Origin of the sequence: Sodalis sp. CWE (assembly GCF_019646055.1) — a bacterium.
GTDB lineage: Bacteria > Pseudomonadota > Gammaproteobacteria > Enterobacterales > Enterobacteriaceae > CWE.
The window spans coordinates 137024-156583 of the sequence record NZ_JAESFE010000001.1; the positions used below are offsets into that span (position 1 = coordinate 137024).

General features: G+C 31.1%; 15 protein-coding genes and 1 pseudogene. 2 read left to right on the plus strand and 14 right to left on the minus strand.

Translation table 11 applies throughout. The features are described 5' to 3' along the window. Nucleotides 1-115 precede the first annotated feature (115 nt). The 7 genes and pseudogenes from folP to rplU form a co-directional block, all read right to left on the minus strand. Entirely contained in the window at nt 116-973 is an 858-nt protein-coding gene (gene folP / locus JK145_RS00575; protein ID WP_220664948.1) for a dihydropteroate synthase, read from the minus strand. Nucleotides 974-1154: 181 nt separating this feature from the next. Beyond that, nucleotides 1155-3089, minus strand: a complete 1935-nt coding sequence (gene ftsH, locus JK145_RS00580) for an ATP-dependent zinc metalloprotease FtsH (RefSeq protein ID WP_220665225.1) — start codon at nt 3087-3089, stop codon at nt 1155-1157. 84 nt (nt 3090-3173) lie between these two features. Next, nucleotides 3174-3797, minus strand: coding sequence for a 23S rRNA (uridine(2552)-2'-O)-methyltransferase RlmE (gene rlmE / locus JK145_RS00585; protein ID WP_220664949.1), 624 nt, complete (start codon nt 3795-3797; stop codon nt 3174-3176). 337 nt (nt 3798-4134) lie between these two features. Then, a complete protein-coding gene (gene greA, locus JK145_RS00590) occupies nt 4135-4611 on the minus strand; it encodes a transcription elongation factor GreA (protein ID WP_220664950.1) in 477 nt (158 codons plus the stop codon). A 553-nt stretch (nt 4612-5164) separates the two neighbouring features. Continuing rightward, a pseudogene (gene cgtA / locus JK145_RS00595) lies at nt 5165-6166 on the minus strand (Obg family GTPase CgtA); the annotation flags it as partial. Between the two features lie 337 nt (nt 6167-6503). Further along, entirely contained in the window at nt 6504-6758 is a 255-nt protein-coding gene (gene rpmA / locus JK145_RS00600) for a 50S ribosomal protein L27 (RefSeq protein ID WP_220664951.1), read from the minus strand. Nucleotides 6759-6776: 18 nt separating this feature from the next. Continuing rightward, nucleotides 6777-7088: a 50S ribosomal protein L21 gene (rplU, locus tag JK145_RS00605; RefSeq protein ID WP_220664952.1), complete on the minus strand. Its 312-nt coding sequence runs from the start codon at nt 7086-7088 to the stop codon at nt 6777-6779. Between the two features lie 273 nt (nt 7089-7361). On the opposite strand from rplU, the gene ispB reads away from it, so the two are divergent. Both ispB and ppa read left to right on the plus strand, forming a co-directional pair. Further along, nucleotides 7362-8333, plus strand: coding sequence for an octaprenyl diphosphate synthase (gene ispB / locus JK145_RS00610; RefSeq protein WP_220664953.1), 972 nt, complete (start codon nt 7362-7364; stop codon nt 8331-8333). 217 nt (nt 8334-8550) lie between these two features. Then, a complete protein-coding gene (gene ppa, locus JK145_RS00615; RefSeq protein WP_220664954.1) occupies nt 8551-9108 on the plus strand; it encodes an inorganic diphosphatase in 558 nt (185 codons plus the stop codon). A 3126-nt stretch (nt 9109-12234) separates the two neighbouring features. On the opposite strand, the gene rplI is transcribed toward ppa, so the two are convergent. From rplI to JK145_RS00650, 7 genes are all read right to left on the minus strand, one after another. Continuing rightward, nucleotides 12235-12687 (minus strand): 50S ribosomal protein L9, encoded by a 453-nt coding sequence (gene rplI / locus JK145_RS00620; RefSeq protein ID WP_220664955.1) that lies wholly within the window; start codon nt 12685-12687, stop codon nt 12235-12237. A gap of 30 nt (nt 12688-12717) precedes the next feature. Continuing rightward, nucleotides 12718-12945 carry a 30S ribosomal protein S18 gene (gene rpsR, locus JK145_RS00625; RefSeq protein WP_220664956.1) on the minus strand — a complete coding sequence of 76 codons (228 nt, stop codon included), beginning with the start codon at nt 12943-12945 and terminating at the stop codon, nt 12718-12720. A gap of 4 nt (nt 12946-12949) precedes the next feature. Beyond that, entirely contained in the window at nt 12950-13267 is a 318-nt protein-coding gene (gene priB, locus JK145_RS00630) for a primosomal replication protein N (RefSeq protein ID WP_220664957.1), read from the minus strand. Nucleotides 13268-13277: 10 nt separating this feature from the next. After that, nucleotides 13278-13673 carry a 30S ribosomal protein S6 gene (gene rpsF / locus JK145_RS00635; protein WP_220665227.1) on the minus strand — a complete coding sequence of 132 codons (396 nt, stop codon included), beginning with the start codon at nt 13671-13673 and terminating at the stop codon, nt 13278-13280. A 677-nt stretch (nt 13674-14350) separates the two neighbouring features. After that, nucleotides 14351-15133: a 23S rRNA (guanosine(2251)-2'-O)-methyltransferase RlmB gene (gene rlmB / locus JK145_RS00640; protein ID WP_220664958.1), complete on the minus strand. Its 783-nt coding sequence runs from the start codon at nt 15131-15133 to the stop codon at nt 14351-14353. A gap of 300 nt (nt 15134-15433) precedes the next feature. Next, nucleotides 15434-17719, minus strand: a complete 2286-nt coding sequence (rnr, locus tag JK145_RS00645) for a ribonuclease R (RefSeq protein ID WP_220664959.1) — start codon at nt 17717-17719, stop codon at nt 15434-15436. 329 nt (nt 17720-18048) lie between these two features. Then, a complete protein-coding gene (locus JK145_RS00650) occupies nt 18049-19350 on the minus strand; it encodes an adenylosuccinate synthase (protein WP_220664960.1) in 1302 nt (433 codons plus the stop codon). Between the last annotated feature and the right edge of the window lie 210 nt (nt 19351-19560).

Sequence of the window (19560 nt, forward strand, 5' to 3'; positions counted from 1 at the left end):
ATGAATTTTTTCTTGTGATCTATAATCAATATTAAGATTTAAATTTATTTGGGTATTTCCTTATATTTAAATTTTAGGTGTTTTAAAAATAATAGTTAACTTTAATTTTTTATCTCTAAGTATTCTTACTCTTTTGTATAAATTCTTTTGCTTTAAATATGGCTTTTACTATTTTCATCGCTTCTACAGTTTCTTTAACATCGTGTGCTCGAATTATTTGTGCTCCTTGCAAAGCAGCTATAACAGCACAGGAAATGCTCCCAAAAATTCTTTTTTCTACTGGAGCATTTATTATATTTCCTATCATCGACTTACGAGACATTCCTACTACTAATGGTAGATTGAAGCAATGCAATTGTCCTAATTGTGCCAAAATTTGATAGTTATGCTCTAAATTTTTTCCAAAACCAAAACCCGGATCAATTAATAATCTATTTTTTTTGATACCAGTCGCTTCACAATGCGAAATTTTCTGTGCGAAAAACTTTTTTATTTCTTCAAAAACATTTTTATACCTTGGATTTGCTTGCATAGTTCTTGGTTCTCCTTGCATATGTCCTAAACATATAAGAAGCTGACTATTCAAAGCAGCTTTAAGCGCATTTGGTTCACGTAATGCTCTAATATCATTAATTAAATGCGCTCCAGCTTTTGCACTTTCCTTGATTACAAGTGATTTGGAAGTATCAACAGAAATAAAAACATCAAAGCGTTTCGATAACGCCATAATTATCGGTACTACACGCTCTGTTTCCTCTTCGTCACTAATCGTTTGCGCACCTGGACGAGTAGACTCTCCACCGATATCAATAATAGTTGCTCCATTGGCTAACATTTCTGCCGTGTGATCAATTGCGCTAGTTAAAGTTTGATATTTACCCCCATCAGAGAAGGAATCTGGGGTAACATTAAGTATTCCCATAACATTTGGGGCTTCTAAATTAAGCGTACGTCCTAACGCAACAAGTTTCACGTGAGTCCTTAATAAGGTTTGATATTAGAAATAACGATATTTTAATTTATACTTATTTTGTTTCTTCAGTAAAGATGCTTGCTATTAAATAATGTTGAATATCATTATAGTCCTCTAACATAGACATTTATTGGACTAATGACTGTTTAATAGGATTATTTTGCGATTCCGAACAAAGTTGTTACTGGTTTCCATATTGTTCTAATATGGAATTGATAGAATTCAATATAGTTTTTTCTTCACTTACTGAAGCAAGAATGCCAGATGATTTTCCATTATTATTATTTCCAGAGGAATTTTCATTCCAACCAGCTGGAGAACGAACAGTTTTTCGATTCATTAAATCATCAATTTGTGATGCATCGATCGTTTCATATTTCATTAACGCATCTTTCATAGTATGTAAAATGTCCATATTCTCTATAAGAAGAGAGCGAGCTCGTACGTAATTTCGTTCAATAAGCAATTTTACTTCCTGATCAATGATGCGTGCCGTTTCATCAGACATATGTTTCGCTTTTGCTACTGAACGACCAAGAAACACCTCTCCTTCTTCTTCTGTATACAAAAGCGGACCAAGCTTTTCGGAAAAGCCCCATTGTGTCACCATATTACGAGCAATAGAGGTTGCTACTTTTATATCGTTGGAAGAACCAGTAGATACTTTTTCTGGTCCATAAATAATTTCTTCAGCCAATCTGCCGGCATATAAAGTAGAAATTTGGCTTTCTAATTTCTGACGACTGGTACTAATAGAATCTCCTTCAGGTAAAAAGAAAGTAACTCCAAGTGCGCGTCCACGAGGAATAATCGTTACTTTGTGTACAGGATCGTGTTCTGGTACTAATCTTCCTATAATTGCATGTCCAGCTTCATGATAAGCAGTTGATTCTTTTTGCGCTTCTGTCATTACCATTGAGCGACGTTCAGTTCCCATCATGATTTTATCTTTAGCCTTTTCAAATTCAATCATTGATACTACACGTTTATTACCACGAGCAGCGAAAAGTGCTGCTTCGTTTATTAAGTTCGCCAAGTCAGCTCCGGAAAATCCAGGTGTACCTCTTGCAATAACGGATGGATCTATATCTGATGCAAGTGGAACATGTTTCATGTGTACTTTTAGTATTTGTTCACGTCCACGAACATCAGGTAAACCAACTACTACCTGACGATCGAAACGACCTGGTCGAAGTAACGCAGGATCAAGGACGTCTGGTCGATTAGTTGCGGCAATAACGATAATTCCTTCGTTGCCTTCAAAACCATCCATTTCTACTAACATTTGGTTTAATGTTTGTTCACGTTCATCATGACCTCCACCAAGACCTGCACCACGTTGTCTTCCCACTGCATCAATTTCATCGATAAAAATGATACAAGGTGCCGTTTTTTTTGCCTGCTCAAACATATCACGTACTCGTGAGGCACCAACACCAACAAACATTTCTACAAAATCTGAACCAGAAATAGTAAAAAATGGAACTTTTGCTTCTCCAGCAATAGCTTTAGCTAACAAAGTTTTACCGGTTCCTGGAGGTCCTACCATAAGAATTCCTTTTGGAATTTTTCCACCTAACTTTTGAAATCGACTTGGCTCACGTAGATAATCTACTAACTCACTGACTTCTTCTTTAGCCTCATCACAACCAGCAACATCTGCAAACGTTGTTTTGATTTGATCTTCTGACAACATTCGAGCTTTACTTTTTCCAAATGACATTGCTCCTTTTCCTCCACCTCCCTGCATTTGACGCATAAAAAAGATCCAAACTCCAATCAGTAACAACATTGGAAACCAAGAAATGAAGATAGATGCAAGTAAACTTGGTTCCTCTGGAGGTTCACCTATTACTTTAACATTCTTAGTTAAAAGAATATCAAGTAACTTAGGATCATTAACAGGAATATAAGTGGTGTAATGATTACTGTCCTTCTTAGTGACAGTAATTTCACGACCGTTAATGTGAACCTCTTTAACTTGATCGTAGTTTAGTTCAGACATAAAAGTAGAATAGTCTACCGTGTGTCCACTGGTATCGCTAGGACCGAAACTCTGGAACGCCGATATTAAGACAACTGCGATTACTAACCAGAGAATCAAATTCTTGGCCATATCACTCAAGGGGTTTAACCTCATAATTACATTAGTGCTAACAATTAGCGCAGGAACCTACCAATACTATAATTTTGATTCGAATTATAATATACGTCCCATCGCCACAATATATACTTCTCGAGAACAAGTCCTGGAGGAGTCGGGCTTACAGATTTTTACTTTTGTAAATAGAGAACGAGTTTCTTTTATGTAATCATTAACACTTTCTCCTTGAAAGATTTTAACCAAAAAATTCCCACCAGACGACAGAATATTCCGACAAAAATTTAAAGCTGATTGTGCAAGATGTATGGATTTTGGAATATCGATCTCTGGCACTCCGCTTATATTAGGTGACAAATCAGATAAAATCAGTTGCACTTTTTTTTTTCCTATAAGCCTATAAATATTTTTTACTACTGCAGGTTCACGAAAATCTCCATGAATAAAATTAACGTTTACTATGGGGCTCATTGATAGAATATCACAAGCGATAAGGGAACCGTTGTTGCCAATTTTCTTAGCGGCGTATTTGGACCAACCACCAGGCGCTGCACCAAGATCTATCACTGTCATGCCTGGCTCTAACAATTTATTGTTTTTTTGTATCGCATCAATTTTAAACCAAGCTCTAGAGCGTAGCTTTTTTTCTTTTGTCTTTTGGACGTATTTATCATTAAAATTTCTGTGTAGCCAACGACAAGAGCTTGGAGAATGTTTTTTCATGATTGTTTTTTAAACAAAACCAAATTATTTTAATTTTCCTCTTTAAGAAGAGCAAAAATTGAAGAAAAAGATATATTACTTTTTCTTTAAAATCGTCATAAAATGAGGATATATACGATATAACGGTAGAGTATTTTACTTCAATAAATATTAGATAAAACACATTTAAGTTAAAAGTAACGAAGTGTTTTTTCAAAAGTTAACCGTCGAAGTAAATATATATAGTCTTTCCGTTGAGTAAGTAAACTTAATTTAAACAAAGATTTAAAAACAAAATAAGTTAATAAGAAAAAATTGGAACATTAAAGTTTAATATAGTGACTTTAATAAATGAATCTTACAAGTATTCTACTTTAAGTATTTTATATTCCACTTCTCCACCAGGAGTTGTAACTGTTACAAGATTTCCTTCTTCTTTTCCTATTAAGCCTCTAGCGATTGGAGAATTAATAGAAATTAAACTTTGTTTGAAATTAGCTTCATCATCACCAACAATACGATATTTATGTTGCTCATTAGTATTTAATTTTTCTATACTAACTGTAGAACCAAAAACAACACGATTGCTTGGAGTTAATTTAGTTACGTCAATTATCTGTGCATTGGATAGTTTAGCTTCGATTTCACGAATACGACCTTCGCAGAATCCTTGTTGTTCTCTTGCGATATGATATTCAGAGTTTTCTTTTAAATCACCATGTTCTCGAGCATCAACAATAGATTTGATTATTTCAGGTCGACGGATGTTTTTTAGATAATCCAACTCTTTCCGCAACTTTTCAGCGCCACGTAAGGTCATCGGAATCTGGTTCATAACTATATATCCATTTAGCAACGTCTTATTTATTTAAACGGTTTTCCTTCTAAAGGTTTAGGTATTACTTTTATAGCTTAAAGCATTAACAACTATAAATTTATCACTAGCTTTATTCAATATATTATTGAATATAAAATTTTTATTTCTTTTTATAGATGGATAGTATATCAATATGTTTCGCCTTATTTTTAATATATCCACTTTTTAATAGAGAACTAATATTATAACTTCTTAAGAAGAGAGGCTTCTTATACCTTAAAGCAGCTGATAAAATTATTTTATTACTTTTTGCTTGGTTATACATCAGATTCCAAAAACTGGAAGATTTCTTCTTAGTAAGAAATATAATTATCTTCAATAAAAGTGAAAAACTGCTAAAAAATAGCACTGTATGTAAATAAATTAATATAGAAATTAGCTCTTTCATATAAAGAAATTATCTTTTCTCAATAAAAAAAGTTCCAGAAAAGACAGTTCTGTTTTATTTTTAATAATGCTCTTAATTTTTTACTTTTAAATATAGCTATACAGCAATTTTTCTGGTTTTATCTTTAATAAAAGACATTATATCCCAGCAAAGAGCTTCTACACCAAAACGATTAATAACAGATATTAGATAGTACTTTTCTTTTTCTAAACCTAGCCTATGTACAATTGTACTAGCGCGTGATTTTGCTTCTTCTTGAGTAAGAAGGTCAACTTTATTGAACACTAACCAACATGGTTTATTAGCTAATTTTTCACTATATCGATTTAATTCACTAATAACATTGCTAGCATTTTCTACTGGATCAGATTGATCAATAGGAGCTAAATCAACAAAATGTAACAACATTCGACAACGCTCTAAATGTTTAAGAAAACGAACTCCTAGACCTGCTCCATCTGCAGCACCCTTGATTAATCCAGGAATGTCTGCAATTACAAAACTTTTTTTATTATTTATTCGTACTACTCCTAATTTTGGCACTAAAGTAGTAAATGGGTAATCAGCTACCTTTAACTTAGCTGCTGATACTGTGCGAACAAATGCTGACTTACCAACATTAGGTTGGCCCAACATGCCAACATCTGCTAATAACATTAGTTGCAGCTGAATCGATCGGATTTGTCCTTTTTTTCCGTTAGTTCTTTGATATGGAGTTTGATTGATCGATGATTTGAAATGAATGTTTCCTAGGCCGCGTTTTCCTCCTCTGGCTACCATTAGTTTCTGGGTATGGTTGATCATATCACTAATTAAATGATTAGTATCTAGATCTATCACTCTAGTACCTACTGGAACCGTAATTATAACATCCCTTCCGCATTTTCCGGTACGCTTTCGACTTCGGCCATGCTGACCACATTCGGCACGAACGATTCTTTTAAAATGAAAATCAATAAGAGTATTTACATTCTCATCTGCTAGTAACCATACACTACCTCCATCACCTCCATCGCTTCCATCAGGTCCACCGCGAGGTACACATCTGCTACGATGAAAACTGATACAACCATTTCCACCATCTCCTGCCATTGCTAAAACGTTAACTTCGTCAACAAACTTCATCATTAACCTCATAAATTAGATAAAATATATTTTTTAACTAAATTTAACAATAATTTTATGGTTCATTTGTTGATTAAGGTTCTATCATGTAATAATCGTATTGTGCTCTAATTTTGTAGATAAACTCGGTGAAAGGTAAGGGTACAGGGGTCTTGCTCAGCGGACTATAATTGTAACTTATTAAAATCTAACTAAATAGATCCTAAGAAAACCTACACAGTACGTTCTTTTGCTTTTAAAATTATCCTACTTTGTTAAAAAGCTTCTTAAGTTTAGTTAGGAGGTAATCCATTAAAAGTAAAATTTTATTAGTAAGCAAGACAATAAACAAGTTATTTTAATATCTAATATTAACTAGCCTTTGGTTTGTAGAAACTTTAAACGTAAACTGAACTCGCCCTGTCTTCAAGGCAAAAAGTGTATGATCTTTTCCGCAACCCACATTTTTTCCAGGATGAAAGAGAGTTCCACGTTGCCGAATAATAATGCTTCCAGCATTTACTATTTCTCCTTCGTATCGTTTAATACCAAGACGCTTACTTTTTGAATCACGTCCATTACGTGTAGAACCACCAGCTTTTTTATGTGCCATAATTTTTTATATTAAACTCTAAATACTGATATTATTAATTTTTACGTCAGTAAACCATTGACGATGTCCTTGAGACTTACGATAGTGTTTGCGACGACGGAACTTAATAATTCTTATCTTATCAAGTCGACCATGATTTATGATTTCTCCTATAACTTTAGCACTACATAAGAAAGGAGTACCAATTTGTATTTTTTCACCATCAGTAATCATCATAACATTTTTAAATTCAATAAATTTGCCTTTTTCTGTGTTCAATTTCTCGAGACGAACGATCTGTCCTCTGCTTGCCAAAAATTGTTTACCACTGCTTTGAAAAATCGCATACATAGAAATTCAACTTCCTTATTTTAATTTTTAGTTGTCAAAAACTATCTAACACGACCTTTTTATATCTGATTTTTTTTATAAAAGCAAGTGTAATTTTTGTAGAAAAAAATTCCTAAAGTTTAGAATATTCCCCTCTTTGGAAGAAAAATTCCTATTTACCTTATACTTTTTGTTTTTTTAATAATTTAATGATTGATACGCTTTTAGCGTTCTTTATCATGTTGTGTGATATAACTAGTTACTAGTGAGCTATTCTTAATTTAATTAATAATAATGAATCTTCAACAAATTAATAAACTAACTGCGCAAGATATGGCAGAGGTAAATACGATAATTCACAGACAGATTAAATCCGATATTGCTTTGATTGATCAATTAGGACACTATATTATTAGTAGTGGCGGAAAACGTATAAGACCAATGATTGCAGTATTAATTGCAAGAGCTTTGCATTATCAAGGGAAGCAACATATAACCGTTGCTGCTTTAATTGAATTTATTCATACTGCTACGTTACTTCATGATGACGTAGTAGATAAATCCAATATGCGTCGAGGGAAGGCAACAGCTAATGCGGAGTTTGGTAATGCAGCTAGTGTATTAGTTGGTGATTTTATCTATACTCGAGCGTTTCAAATGATGACTACTTTAGAATCACTACGGGTATTAAAACTAATGTCAGAGGCAGTTAATATTATTGCTGAGGGTGAGGTTTTGCAATTAATGAATTGCCACGATCCAGATATCACTATCAATGATTATATGCGAATCGTTTATAGTAAAACTGCAAGGTTGTTTGAAGTAGCTGCACAAGCCTCTTCTATTTTAGCTGGTGCTAATGAATATCAGGAATCAAAACTTTGTGCTTATGGTCGACATTTAGGCGCTGCTTTTCAATTGATCAATGATTTACTAGACTACAGTACAGATTGTAAATTTTTAGGAAAAGATTTTGGTAGTGATTTAAATGAAGGAAAATCTACTCTTCCATTGCTGCATTCTATGCAAAACAGCAAACCAGAGCAGGCAGCTTTAATCCGAAATGCTATCAAAACAGGTAAAGGACGTCATCTAATGGAATTCATTCTAGATATAATGCACCAATGCAACTCTCTTGTTTATACTCGCCGCTGTGCAGAAAAAGAAGCGAAAAAAGCTATTGCTAGTCTCAGCTGTTTATCTCCATCTCCTTATCGCGATGCATTAAAAAGTTTAGCTTGCGTAACAGTACAGCAAGATTTATAAATAAAGAAATATATTTAGTTTCTGTTTTTAGCAAAATTAACTGATAATCTTATTGCATTAAATTTTATCCATTAATTAAGAAGTAGAATTTTCTATACTAGAATGATGTAAATATAGATTGAGAGTATTGACAACATTTTTTTATAACTACCATAATTAGATAATCCTTTTTATTTCTATACGAAAAATACATGCTAAGTAATTAGAGAAAGTAAATATGAGTTTGCTTCAAGTTCCAGCAGGAAAAAATCTTCCAGAAGATATTTACGTAATTATTGAAATTTCGGCTAATTCTGGTCGCAATAAATATGAAGTTGATAAAAATAGTGGTATTTTGTTTGTTGACCGATTTATGTCAAGCACAATGTCTTATCCTTGTAACTATGGATATATCAATCATACATTATCTTCGGATGGAGATCCAATCGACGTGTTAGTGCCAACACCCTTTCCATTGCAGCCAGGTTGTGTAATAAGATGCTGTCCAGTTGGAATGTTAAATATGATCGATGAATCGGGTAAAGATATAAAAGTAATTGCAATACCACACGCTAAATTATCGCAAGAATTTGCTTCCATTAAAGACATTGATGATTTGTCTTTATCACTACGAGAACAAATAGTTCATTTCTTTGATCATTACAAAGATCTTGAAAATAACAAATGGACAAAAGTAGAAGGTTGGAGTAATGCCGAAAAAGCAAAAACCGAAATTCTTTCCGCTTTTGATCGAGTTAGAGCAACTAAAAGTAAAATTAATGTTAGTAAATTGTAAAATCATTCTACTTTACTAATTGTAAGTTAAATTTCTCTCGATTAAAAAAGCTATCTTTAATAGAGGAAAAAATAATTTTAGATTTTTGATTATAAAATCGTAGATATAACATAGAATCATTATTTTCCAAATGGAAACTACTACGATATTTTTGACATTTAAAAGCTAAGTCAATTAAGTCAAAAAGTAAATATTTAAATTTTATAAATCAAGTTCGATTTATGCAATTACCTACGTAACAAAGTAGCATTAAAAGAAATTTCCTTTGTAATTTAGTTTGTAATAGAAAAGTAACCATCCTTTCTTTTTCAGTTAATGATTTAAACAAATCATTTGAACTGTGAAGATAGCACTATTTTCGTTAAGAAATTTAATTTTTCATGACTTCTGATTAAGTAAGGCTGAACGAAAAGATCAAAAATAGCCGCTATTCAGAAATTTTTGAGTTTCTTATTGGAACCTCCAGAAAAAATACCTCCAGTAGTACATGCTCTAAAATAAACTGGTAAGTTTAGGAGTTAAATAAGATTAAGTTAACATTTATTTTTAAATGAATTATTATATCTAGTCTTTGTTTAAAAGACGTCTACAGTTTGATATATTTTATTTAATTATTTCAATTATAATGTCCAAAAGTATTTTTAACTATAATACTATTAATGATGATAACTTTCTCATATATTTGATTATATTTCCGCTTCAAAAATATTGCTTTAAATAGCAAACACCATTTTTGTTTTTTCTAATCTAAATCTCTTATAAAATTTCTTTACAAGAAAGAGTGATTTGTTAACTGTAATTTTTTAAGAGAAAAGTAAAAATTAGTTTCGAAAGAGTTAGTTATAAGTTTTAAAATAAAAGTCTGAATTTAATTGTTATAAAATAAATTACTAATTACAACGAAGATAATTAAAAGTCTTTGATTTTAATTTTTAAGATCTCTAGTGAATTTCGAAAAACTATTACATGTCGAATACCTATCTAAAAAACTTTTTAATTTTTTCGTTGGACAAGCTCGTGAGTTATAACTGAATTTAAATTTTCATTTAATATTCAAGCTTAATGTAGTTTTTTATTTTTTATCTTACGATGTAAATGCCTTTAATCAGAACATTATCAATAGAAGGAGAATTGGTTAACGCGTTTTCAATAGCATTTTTTCATCTAAGGTTTATAGTTAATGATATTTAGTACATTTATAGCCTTCAATTTAATGAATTAACTTAATAATTATGAAATAACTTCAAATTTCTAAGTTTTTCAGAACTTTTGGTGCTATTTGTTTTTTTTCATCATTTAATGAGTTAGCATGAAGATTTGTTAATTTTAAATATAGATTATTAGGACTTTATGCTTATAACTACACAGATGTAATTTTTTTAAAAACTATAATTTTTTCTTCTAATTGCTTTAGCCATTTAATCATTTGTAAACAATATCAATTTGTTTAAAAAAGAGCTAATTTAATGGTTATTTCAAGTTTAAATCCTGATTTAAGGTATATTTTATTTTAGCTACTTTTTTAAGCAGCTATTAAAAATATGCAAAAATCAACTTTCGGTAATTAATTCTATGATTATCTTAATTTAAATGATAAACAATAATTCTATGTATAGAAGTAACGTTTAATTAAAACTGGCGCTACTAATTATTGAAAATAAAGCTTTCATCAAATGAGTTTAAGAACCTTTGAAAATAGATTTAGTGCGTCTTTAACGTAGAAACATGAGTTTCATTTATTTGCTTGTTTAGTTGTAACAACTATTTGGTATGTAATCGATACACTAGCAATAGTGTTGCAAATTATTATTAATATTAAGTTAATTTACTAAATTAAAACATAATTTCAAATTTATTAAGATCAATATAATATTATTGTTTATAACTTGTATGCGTGTTATCAATTGTTAAACGATAATAAATTAATAAAATTAAAAACAAAAAATTTAATTTTTCAAAAAAAAGAGCGGCAGTAAACAATTAACAATATAATAATTCTATTATAACCATATTGCTTTTCCATCAATAGCTAGATTGAATTTTTTAAACTGAAGAATTCAAATGATCTATTCTAGTTTTTATAAAAAAATTGTATTTTACTTAAGATCATAGTAAAGCAAGCAATTTCATTATAAAAAATCAATCAGCGCGGTTCTTTTTTTTGATTTTTTAGTTTTATTCCACCAACTATTATCAATAGTAAATAAGTTCTTTAACATATTCCGCAAATATTAAATTAGTGTTTTGTCTTAGAACTGTTAGTTTGGAATTACTAAACAACTTAGCGATTGATCTTTATCTAGTTTTATGGAGAAAAAATGTTATAGTTAATAACTTTATGTTTCTTTTTATCAAGAAGGTCGAAAGAATAGGAAAGAAAGAGGAAGTCTGTAAAAATTTTTTACAAAAAGCTAAGTGTGTTACAAAAAAAATATTTTGTTGCCTAGTTTTATAAACTTATAAGTTAAATGAAATCAATTTCACGCCTATAAGAATTAATTATTTTAAATATAAAAACTTTAATTCTTTACGATTATATTTCTTTCGATCTTAAAAAGACTCGTCAAATAAAAGTATTACATAATTTTTTCGTTTCTCAAAAGCTAAAAATAAACGCGTGAATCCTATCTTAAATCAAAATGGATTTTTCTTGCTTTGCAAGAAAATTTTAAAAACATTTAAATATCTTGCAGATTTAAATTAACAAAATTTATATAGCTTATACCTTTAATTTAAATTTTTTAAAAACCAAGTCTTATTAATAATATACATGTTTTTTGTTTTTTCTTTAAAGGACGATGATATTCTTTAATTTATTTGGACATGATAATTTTTTTGTTTTTATATTGAGAACCATAACTCAAAATTATTATCATGTTGTAATAAAAAATTGAATTTCTTAATTATTCTTTAAAATTTCTATAATTCAACTGATGGAAAAGCTTAATATCAATTAAAACTAAATTTTTCCTCTTTTTTAAAAAGAACTAAAACGTTTTATTATTAAAACTTTTGATGCTACAAGCAGTTTTATTTTACGAAAAATGAGTTCTAATTCAGAGCTATTAAATTTAAAATTTTAATGCTTAAAATATAAAAATTGATCTAAAAGTTAAAAACAAATTCCTATGTTTCAGGAAGAATTATTATATTTATATTGACGGAAATTTCTCTATGTACCTGAATTTTTACTACGTGACTGCCAACAGATCGAAGGGAGTTCGCTTTTAAGCGGACCTCGTTTTTGACGATTTTAATTCCTTTATCGCTAATAGCGTTTGCGATATCACGAGTACCGATAGAACCAAACAGTCTATTTTTAGAACCTGCTTTAGAAAAAATAGTAATACTACCTAATTCTTTAAGTTTTAAAGCACGTTCTTCGGCAGTGCGTCGAATATTTTCTGCTCGAACCTCAAGTTCATTGCGACGTGATTCAATAAGTTCAAGATTTTTTTTAGTGGCTAAAATAGCTTTTCCTTGTGGAATTAAGTAGTTTCGCGCGTATCCAGCTTTTACACTGACTTGCTTACCGAAGTTACCAAGTTTAGAAATTGTATCAAGCATAATAATTTGCATTGTTTTATCCAGTCAAAGATAAATAAGTCGTTACCGATGGTGATCAGTGTACGGTAATAAAGACAGATAGCGAGCACGTTTAATAGCGCGGGATAATTGACGCTGATATTTAGCACTAGTGCCTGTAATCCGACTTGGAACAATCTTTCCGCATTCAGTAATATAGTTTTTTAAAAGCGTGATATCTTTGTAGTCAATTTCAGTAATTTTTTCCGTAGTAAAACGACAAAACTTACGACGATGAAAGCGAAGCGCCATAAAATCACTCTCCGGATGTTATTAAATCAATTTTTTTGGCGTGCAAAACAATTCTGCTTAGGCCATCATATCTTTGATGGCAATTAATAAATCCTTGCACGATAACTTCCTTTCCAAGGATTGTATGTTGATCAACATCAAATGTCAAATTTCCGCTAACCATTACAGATAGACAACACCGTGCTTGACGTGAAAAACCAGATTCTTGTTGCAAGGAATGATGATCCAGCATGAATTGATAATAAGGAATGCCTGATGGATTTATTTTTTTAACAAAAATCCTATAAATGGTTCCTGATAATTTTATATTATTCTCTACCATTTTATTCTTTTTATAGATTTATACGATTAATATTTTCGTCAAATTTAACGGAGGAAGTTTTATGATTTGATATTTCTTGTTGTTCGTTTTTTATTTTGTTCATTGGAGATGGTTCAAGTATATTAAATTTAGTACACGTAATCATACTACGAATAATAGCTTCATTAAATTGAAGATCTAATTTTATTTCGTTAATTATAGTTTTTGGTATTTCTATGTTCATTAAAACATAATGAGCTTTATGTAATTTTTTGATTGGATAGGCCAAATGGCGTCTTCCCAAATTTTCTAAACGATGAATTTGTCCTTTAACATTGTTAATTATCGTTTTGTAGTGATCTATCATTTTTTCAACTTGTTCACTGTGGTCAGGATGAACCATGAAAATAACTTCATAATGACGCATCGGATGGTTTTTTTTAAAAAATTTACTTGCCATGAGAACTTACCTTTTTATGGAACTTATTTTCAGTAAGTAAAATAGATTCAATGTCACATACCAAAATGTAGCCAATATGCTGGAGTTGAACACACGCTGAAATGAAACGTATTTTTTTGTTTTTTATTTGGAAGAATTAAACAAACAACTTCTCACGATTATAATTAATAAGAATGTAATTTTCAACTCTTTTTAAAAAAGAGTTAAACATACTAAAAAACAAAAATTTGATTTTGCTAAATATCTCACTTATTTGCTGAAGACTCACCTATAAAATTTGATTAAGTGATTAGTAACTAATATCGATAGATAACGTTTACTTTTTTATAGTAAAAAACACTTTTTACTTGAGAATATTATAATTTTTTAAAAATTAAAAAATCTGTTTGCTCTATATAGTTATGGAGCATTAAATTATAAAGAAGTAATAACAATTAATAATTAATTTTTTTCAGCATTGCAATTGCAAGTAGCTTCCACTCAGAAAAAGTCTCTCACTAGAGACCTCAAACTAAGAATAATTATCATTGCATATTTTTAGAATATTCTGCTCGTGATTCTCTTCAAAAGAGAATACCGTTAATATTTATAATAAATTTACTTAAAGGTAAAAAATCTGGCTATTTTAGCGATGCAAAAATTTTTTAGACATGACCTAGAAAAACTTTCTTTGTATAATCGGAAACTTCTTTTCTTCTTTGTCGTATTATTTCAAATAAACATACGCCAGTAGCGACTGAAACATTAAGTGAAGAGACCGTTCCGCTCATAGGGATATTAATAAATTCATCACAATATTTACGCGTCAGATATCTTATCCCTTTTCCTTCTTCTCCCATAACTAATGCAAGTGATCCAATCAATTTACTTTGATAAATAGAATGATCAGCTGATTCAGAAGTACCGGCCACCAACACGTTGTTCTTTTTTAAGAGAAGTAAAGTACGAATTAGATTGGTGGTGCGAATAAGCGTTACAGTTTCTGCGGCACCACTAGCTGCTTTTTTGGCGGCAGCGTTTAGTGGTGCTGCTCGATTATGAGGGACAATCACTGCATGAACTCCTGCAGCGTCAGCACAACGTAGACACGCACCAAAATTACGCGGATCAGTAACACCATCAAGTATTAGAAATAGCGGAAGTATATCTCTCCTTGTTAGAAACATTGACAAATCATTTTCACTAAGAAATTGACTTGTTTGTACATGGGCGATAATACCTTGATGTGCTGTACTGTTCGCTTTTTTGTCTAGACATTTACGTGCAGCTACCTGAATTACAATTCCTGCATTTTTTAATTGCTTTACTAAAGATTGTAAACGAGGATCGCTCTTTCGTTCTTTTGATATATATACGTTTATAAAATGCTGAGAATTCCACTTTAAAATAGATTGTACAGCATGAATACCGTAAACAATTTTACTCATGATATTGTTTAGTAGTTTTTGAATTAGATTTTTATATAAGTTATTCACTGCAAATAAAATTTATGATACTCTTTACCGTATTATCAGATAATTTATTACTATGTACGATAAATTATTTCCACAATCTCAACTTGGAAGATTGAAAATGTCAGCAATTATTGACTGTTTATTTTAAACAGATAAAAGTATAAGATTTTTTTAAAAAACTATTAATTCCTTTTTTCGTATAACTATAAATTGTTTTAATCTTTTATTTAAAATAAACTATTATTCTTAATAATTAACTGAATTGTTTTTATTTTATTTATTATAGCAATTTTTTTTTTCTTTTTTGGAAATTCTTTTTTTCTGATTAATATTTAATTTCTTTATCATTCTATTTGAGAGACGTTTTTGATCAGAAATCAAAGAAAAATCAATCTTTCGATCAATCACATTTACAGTTTCGACTCGAATTCTTACTATATCCCCTAATTGATAGATTTTTCCGCTAAATTCTCCTACTAATCGATGCGAAATACTGTCATAACGGTAATAATCGTTATCCAAGGACGAAATATGTACTAAACCATCAATAAAAAGCTTGCTAACACGTACAAAAAAACCGAAATTGAAAATATTTATTATAATACCAGTAAATATTTTACCAATATGTTCTTGTATAAAATCACACTTTAACCAATCAGTTACACTACGAGTTGCTTCATCAGCTCGACGTTCACTAAGTGAACATTGTTGACCTAACCGTAACATTTCTTTTAAATTGGAATGCCAACCGCCGCTTGGCGTAGCACGACCATGAGTCCTTCCATTTTTTTGTCCGAGAAGATATTTTATTGCTCGATGCAATACTAAATCTGGATAACGACGAACTGGAGAGGTAAAATGAGCGTAGGCCTGAAGAGCTAACCCAAAATGTCCACGATTTTCTGGGTCGTAGATTGCTTGTTTCATTGAACGTAACAATATAGTTTGTAATATTTCATGGTCTGGACGATTTGCAACTAAATTAATTATGTCAGCGTAATCTTTTGGTCCAGGGTTATCTCCACCACCAAGAATTAAACCTCTTTCTTTCAGAATAATTCTTAATAGTGTAATATGTTCATTGCTTGGCTTATCGTGTACTCGATAAAGTACCGGTTCCTTATGCTTCTCAACAAAGCGAGCAGCAGAAGTGTTTGCTAAAATCATACATTCTTCAATTAGTTTATGAGCATCGTTACGTTTTACTGATTCAATTCGTTTGATGCGATGAGATGCGTTAAAGATAAATTTAATCTCTTCGGTTTCAAAAGTGATTCCTCCTCGCTCTACTCTAGCTTTTTCTAAAGTCTGATATAGTTTATGTAACTGCATTAGTGGATTAACGGCTTTTTTATATTGAAAACAAAGTTTTTTATGTCCTTGCAAAATTTGTGAAACTTCGTTGTAAGTTAAACGTGCATAAGAATTCATTACTGCCTCGTAAAACTTGTAAGACAAAAGACATCCTTGAGACGAAATGACCATTTCACATACCACACATAATCTATCGACTTGTGGATTCAATGAACATAAACCATGAGATAATTTTTCTGGAAGCATCGGAATTACCTGAGAAGGAAAGTAAATTGAAGTAGTGCGACGGATTGCCTCCTTGTCAAGCGGGGTGTATGGACGAACATAGTAGCTCATGTCGGCAATTGCTACCCAAAGAAACCAGCTTCCATCTCGTTTTTCCTCACAGTAAACTGCGTCATCAAAATCTTGAGCTTCTTCACTATCTATAGTCACTAACGGTAATGTACGTATATCAACACGTCCTCGCTTAGCTATTTCTGGCACTTCTTCCTGAAGGTTAGCAATTTGCTGTTTAACTTCTTGTGGCCATGAGTAAAGAATATTGTGTGTACGTAATGCAATATCTATTGCCATGCTAGCATTTAAGGTCTCACCAAGAATTTTTATTACTTTACCAACAGCTTTTGCATTCCAGTTTGGACGCTGAGTTAACTCAATAACAACTATGAGCCCAATGCGCGCACCTTTAGTTTCTTCTGGTGGAATTAAAATTTTAAAATTAAAACGTCTATCATTTGGGACAACAAACGAATTATAAGCACAGGTAAAAAATCTACCTACTATTTGACCAATTTGCGGAACTAGAATGCGAATAATTTGTGCTTCATGCTTATTTTTTTTGTCTGTATCCTGGTAAGTGAACGCCATCACTTTATCACCGTGAATAGCAATTCTCATTTGTTCGTGTGAAAGATAATAATCATTTTTTTTTCTTTCATCAGTACGAAGAAAACCAAAGCCATCTCGATGTCCAATAACTACACCCTTTAATAAATTTAGGTTTCTTGATATTGTATAGCATTGATTTCCAGTAACAACCAATTGCTTTGTGCGTTCCATAGCAGATAAACGTCTGCATAAATTTTCTAATTGGTCTTTCCTTTTTACGCCAAGCTCTTGCGCTAACACTTTTCGATTAACTGGTTTTCCTCGCTCGGCTAAGTAAAAAAGAATAAGTTCTCGACTTGGAATTGGAAATACATACTTTTCTCTTTCCCTTTCCAGAAAAGGGTCTCTTAGCATTTTATACTATCCCCCAAACAAACTCGAAAAATAGGACTAATTATAATTATCAATTAAATTTTGCACCGCGTTTTATGGAGAAGAAATTAGAGAAATACGGAATTAGTCTGTATAAAACAGAAGAAAATTTAAATTTTTTAAATTTTGACTGTTTTAAACAATGATATGAAGATTGAATTACACGCTATTCGTAATCAGACGCACAAAAACAGACTAAATATTGTTTTCTCTTAGTAAGAGAAAAGCAGCCTGGGATTGAAAAATCTTAGAAAAGAACAAATAAAAACTATTTACCAAATTTTCTTATTATTGATTTAACTATTTCCAATTTAGACATGAGAAAATAGGTCATGTAGTATCACTTTTTCATTACGCTTTGGTCCAGTTGAGATAATATCAACTGATACTCCAGTAATTTCTTCAATTCGTTTAATATAACGACGCGCTGCTTCGGGTAACTGATCATATTCTTTTATACCTGAGATAGTTTCATTCCATCCAGACATGGTTTCATAAATTGGTTCAACTTTATCCCAACATTCTTCTGCAAACGGAATTTTCTTTAAAATTTGGCCGTTAGGTAAACGGTAGGCTGTGCAAATCTTTATTTCTTGCAAACCATCCATTACATCAATTTTTGTAAGAAAAAAACCGGAAAATGAATTCACTTGCACTGCACGACGTACTGCTACTGCATCAAACCAACCAACGCGACGACGACGACCAGTAGTAGATCCAAATTCATGGCCTTTGATACATAAAAATTCTCCGATTTCATCAAATATTTCGGTGGGAAAAGGACCAAAACCAGAACGAGTTGAATATGCTTTAACTACGCCAAGAGAATAATCGATATGTTGTGGACAAAAACCAGAACCAGTAGCGACACCACCTATAGTGGTATTAGAAGAAGTTACGTAAGGATAAGTTCCTTGATCAATATCTAATAACGAGCCTTGAGCACCTTCGAATATTATTAAATCATTGCGTTTTCTAGCTTGTTCTAACAACTCTGGAATATCAGTAACTAGTCCAGTTAATAAGTCAGCTACATCAAAAATGCTATCTAATACCAAATGGTAGTCTATCTTATTAGATCGATAGTAATTTACTAATTGAAAATTATAGTAATCTATAATCTCTTTTAGTTTATTAGAAAATGTTTTTTTGTTAAAGAGATCTTTTACACGAAGTGCACGTCTCGCTATTTTATCTTCGTATGCTGGTCCTATACCACATCCTGTTGTTCCAATAGCTTTCTCACGATCAATTTTTTCTCGTGCCCTATCCATTGCTACATGATAGGGAAGAACCAATGTACACATATCAGAAATAAGTATGCGCTTCTTTGTAGGAATACCTAGAATTTCTAGCTCTTGGATTTCTTTTGCTAAAGCATTTGGCGACAAAACAACATTGCCAGCAATAATGCATATAACATTAGTATGGAGAATTCCAGATGGAATTAGATGTAAAATAATTTTTTTATTGTTGATGAACAAAGTATGACCTGCATTATGCCCTCCTTGGAAACGAACAACATATTTTGCTCGTTCTGCCAATAAATCAACAGCCTTGCCTTTTCCTTCATCACCCCATTGTACACCTATTACGGTAATATTATTTCTCATATTTCGATAAATTTACTTATTAAACTAATATTTAGTTGTAAAAAACTATAAATACGATTAGAAAAATTTGAGTGTTTTTTGCATTGTTTTTTTAAAAAAATAAAAATTACTAGAAATAAAAAATTAACGTACCTTTATTCTATAATAAATATATCTGAGATGTTAGTAGCAATTTCTTTTTTCGCTTAAAAGCTGCAAAAACAGAAATTG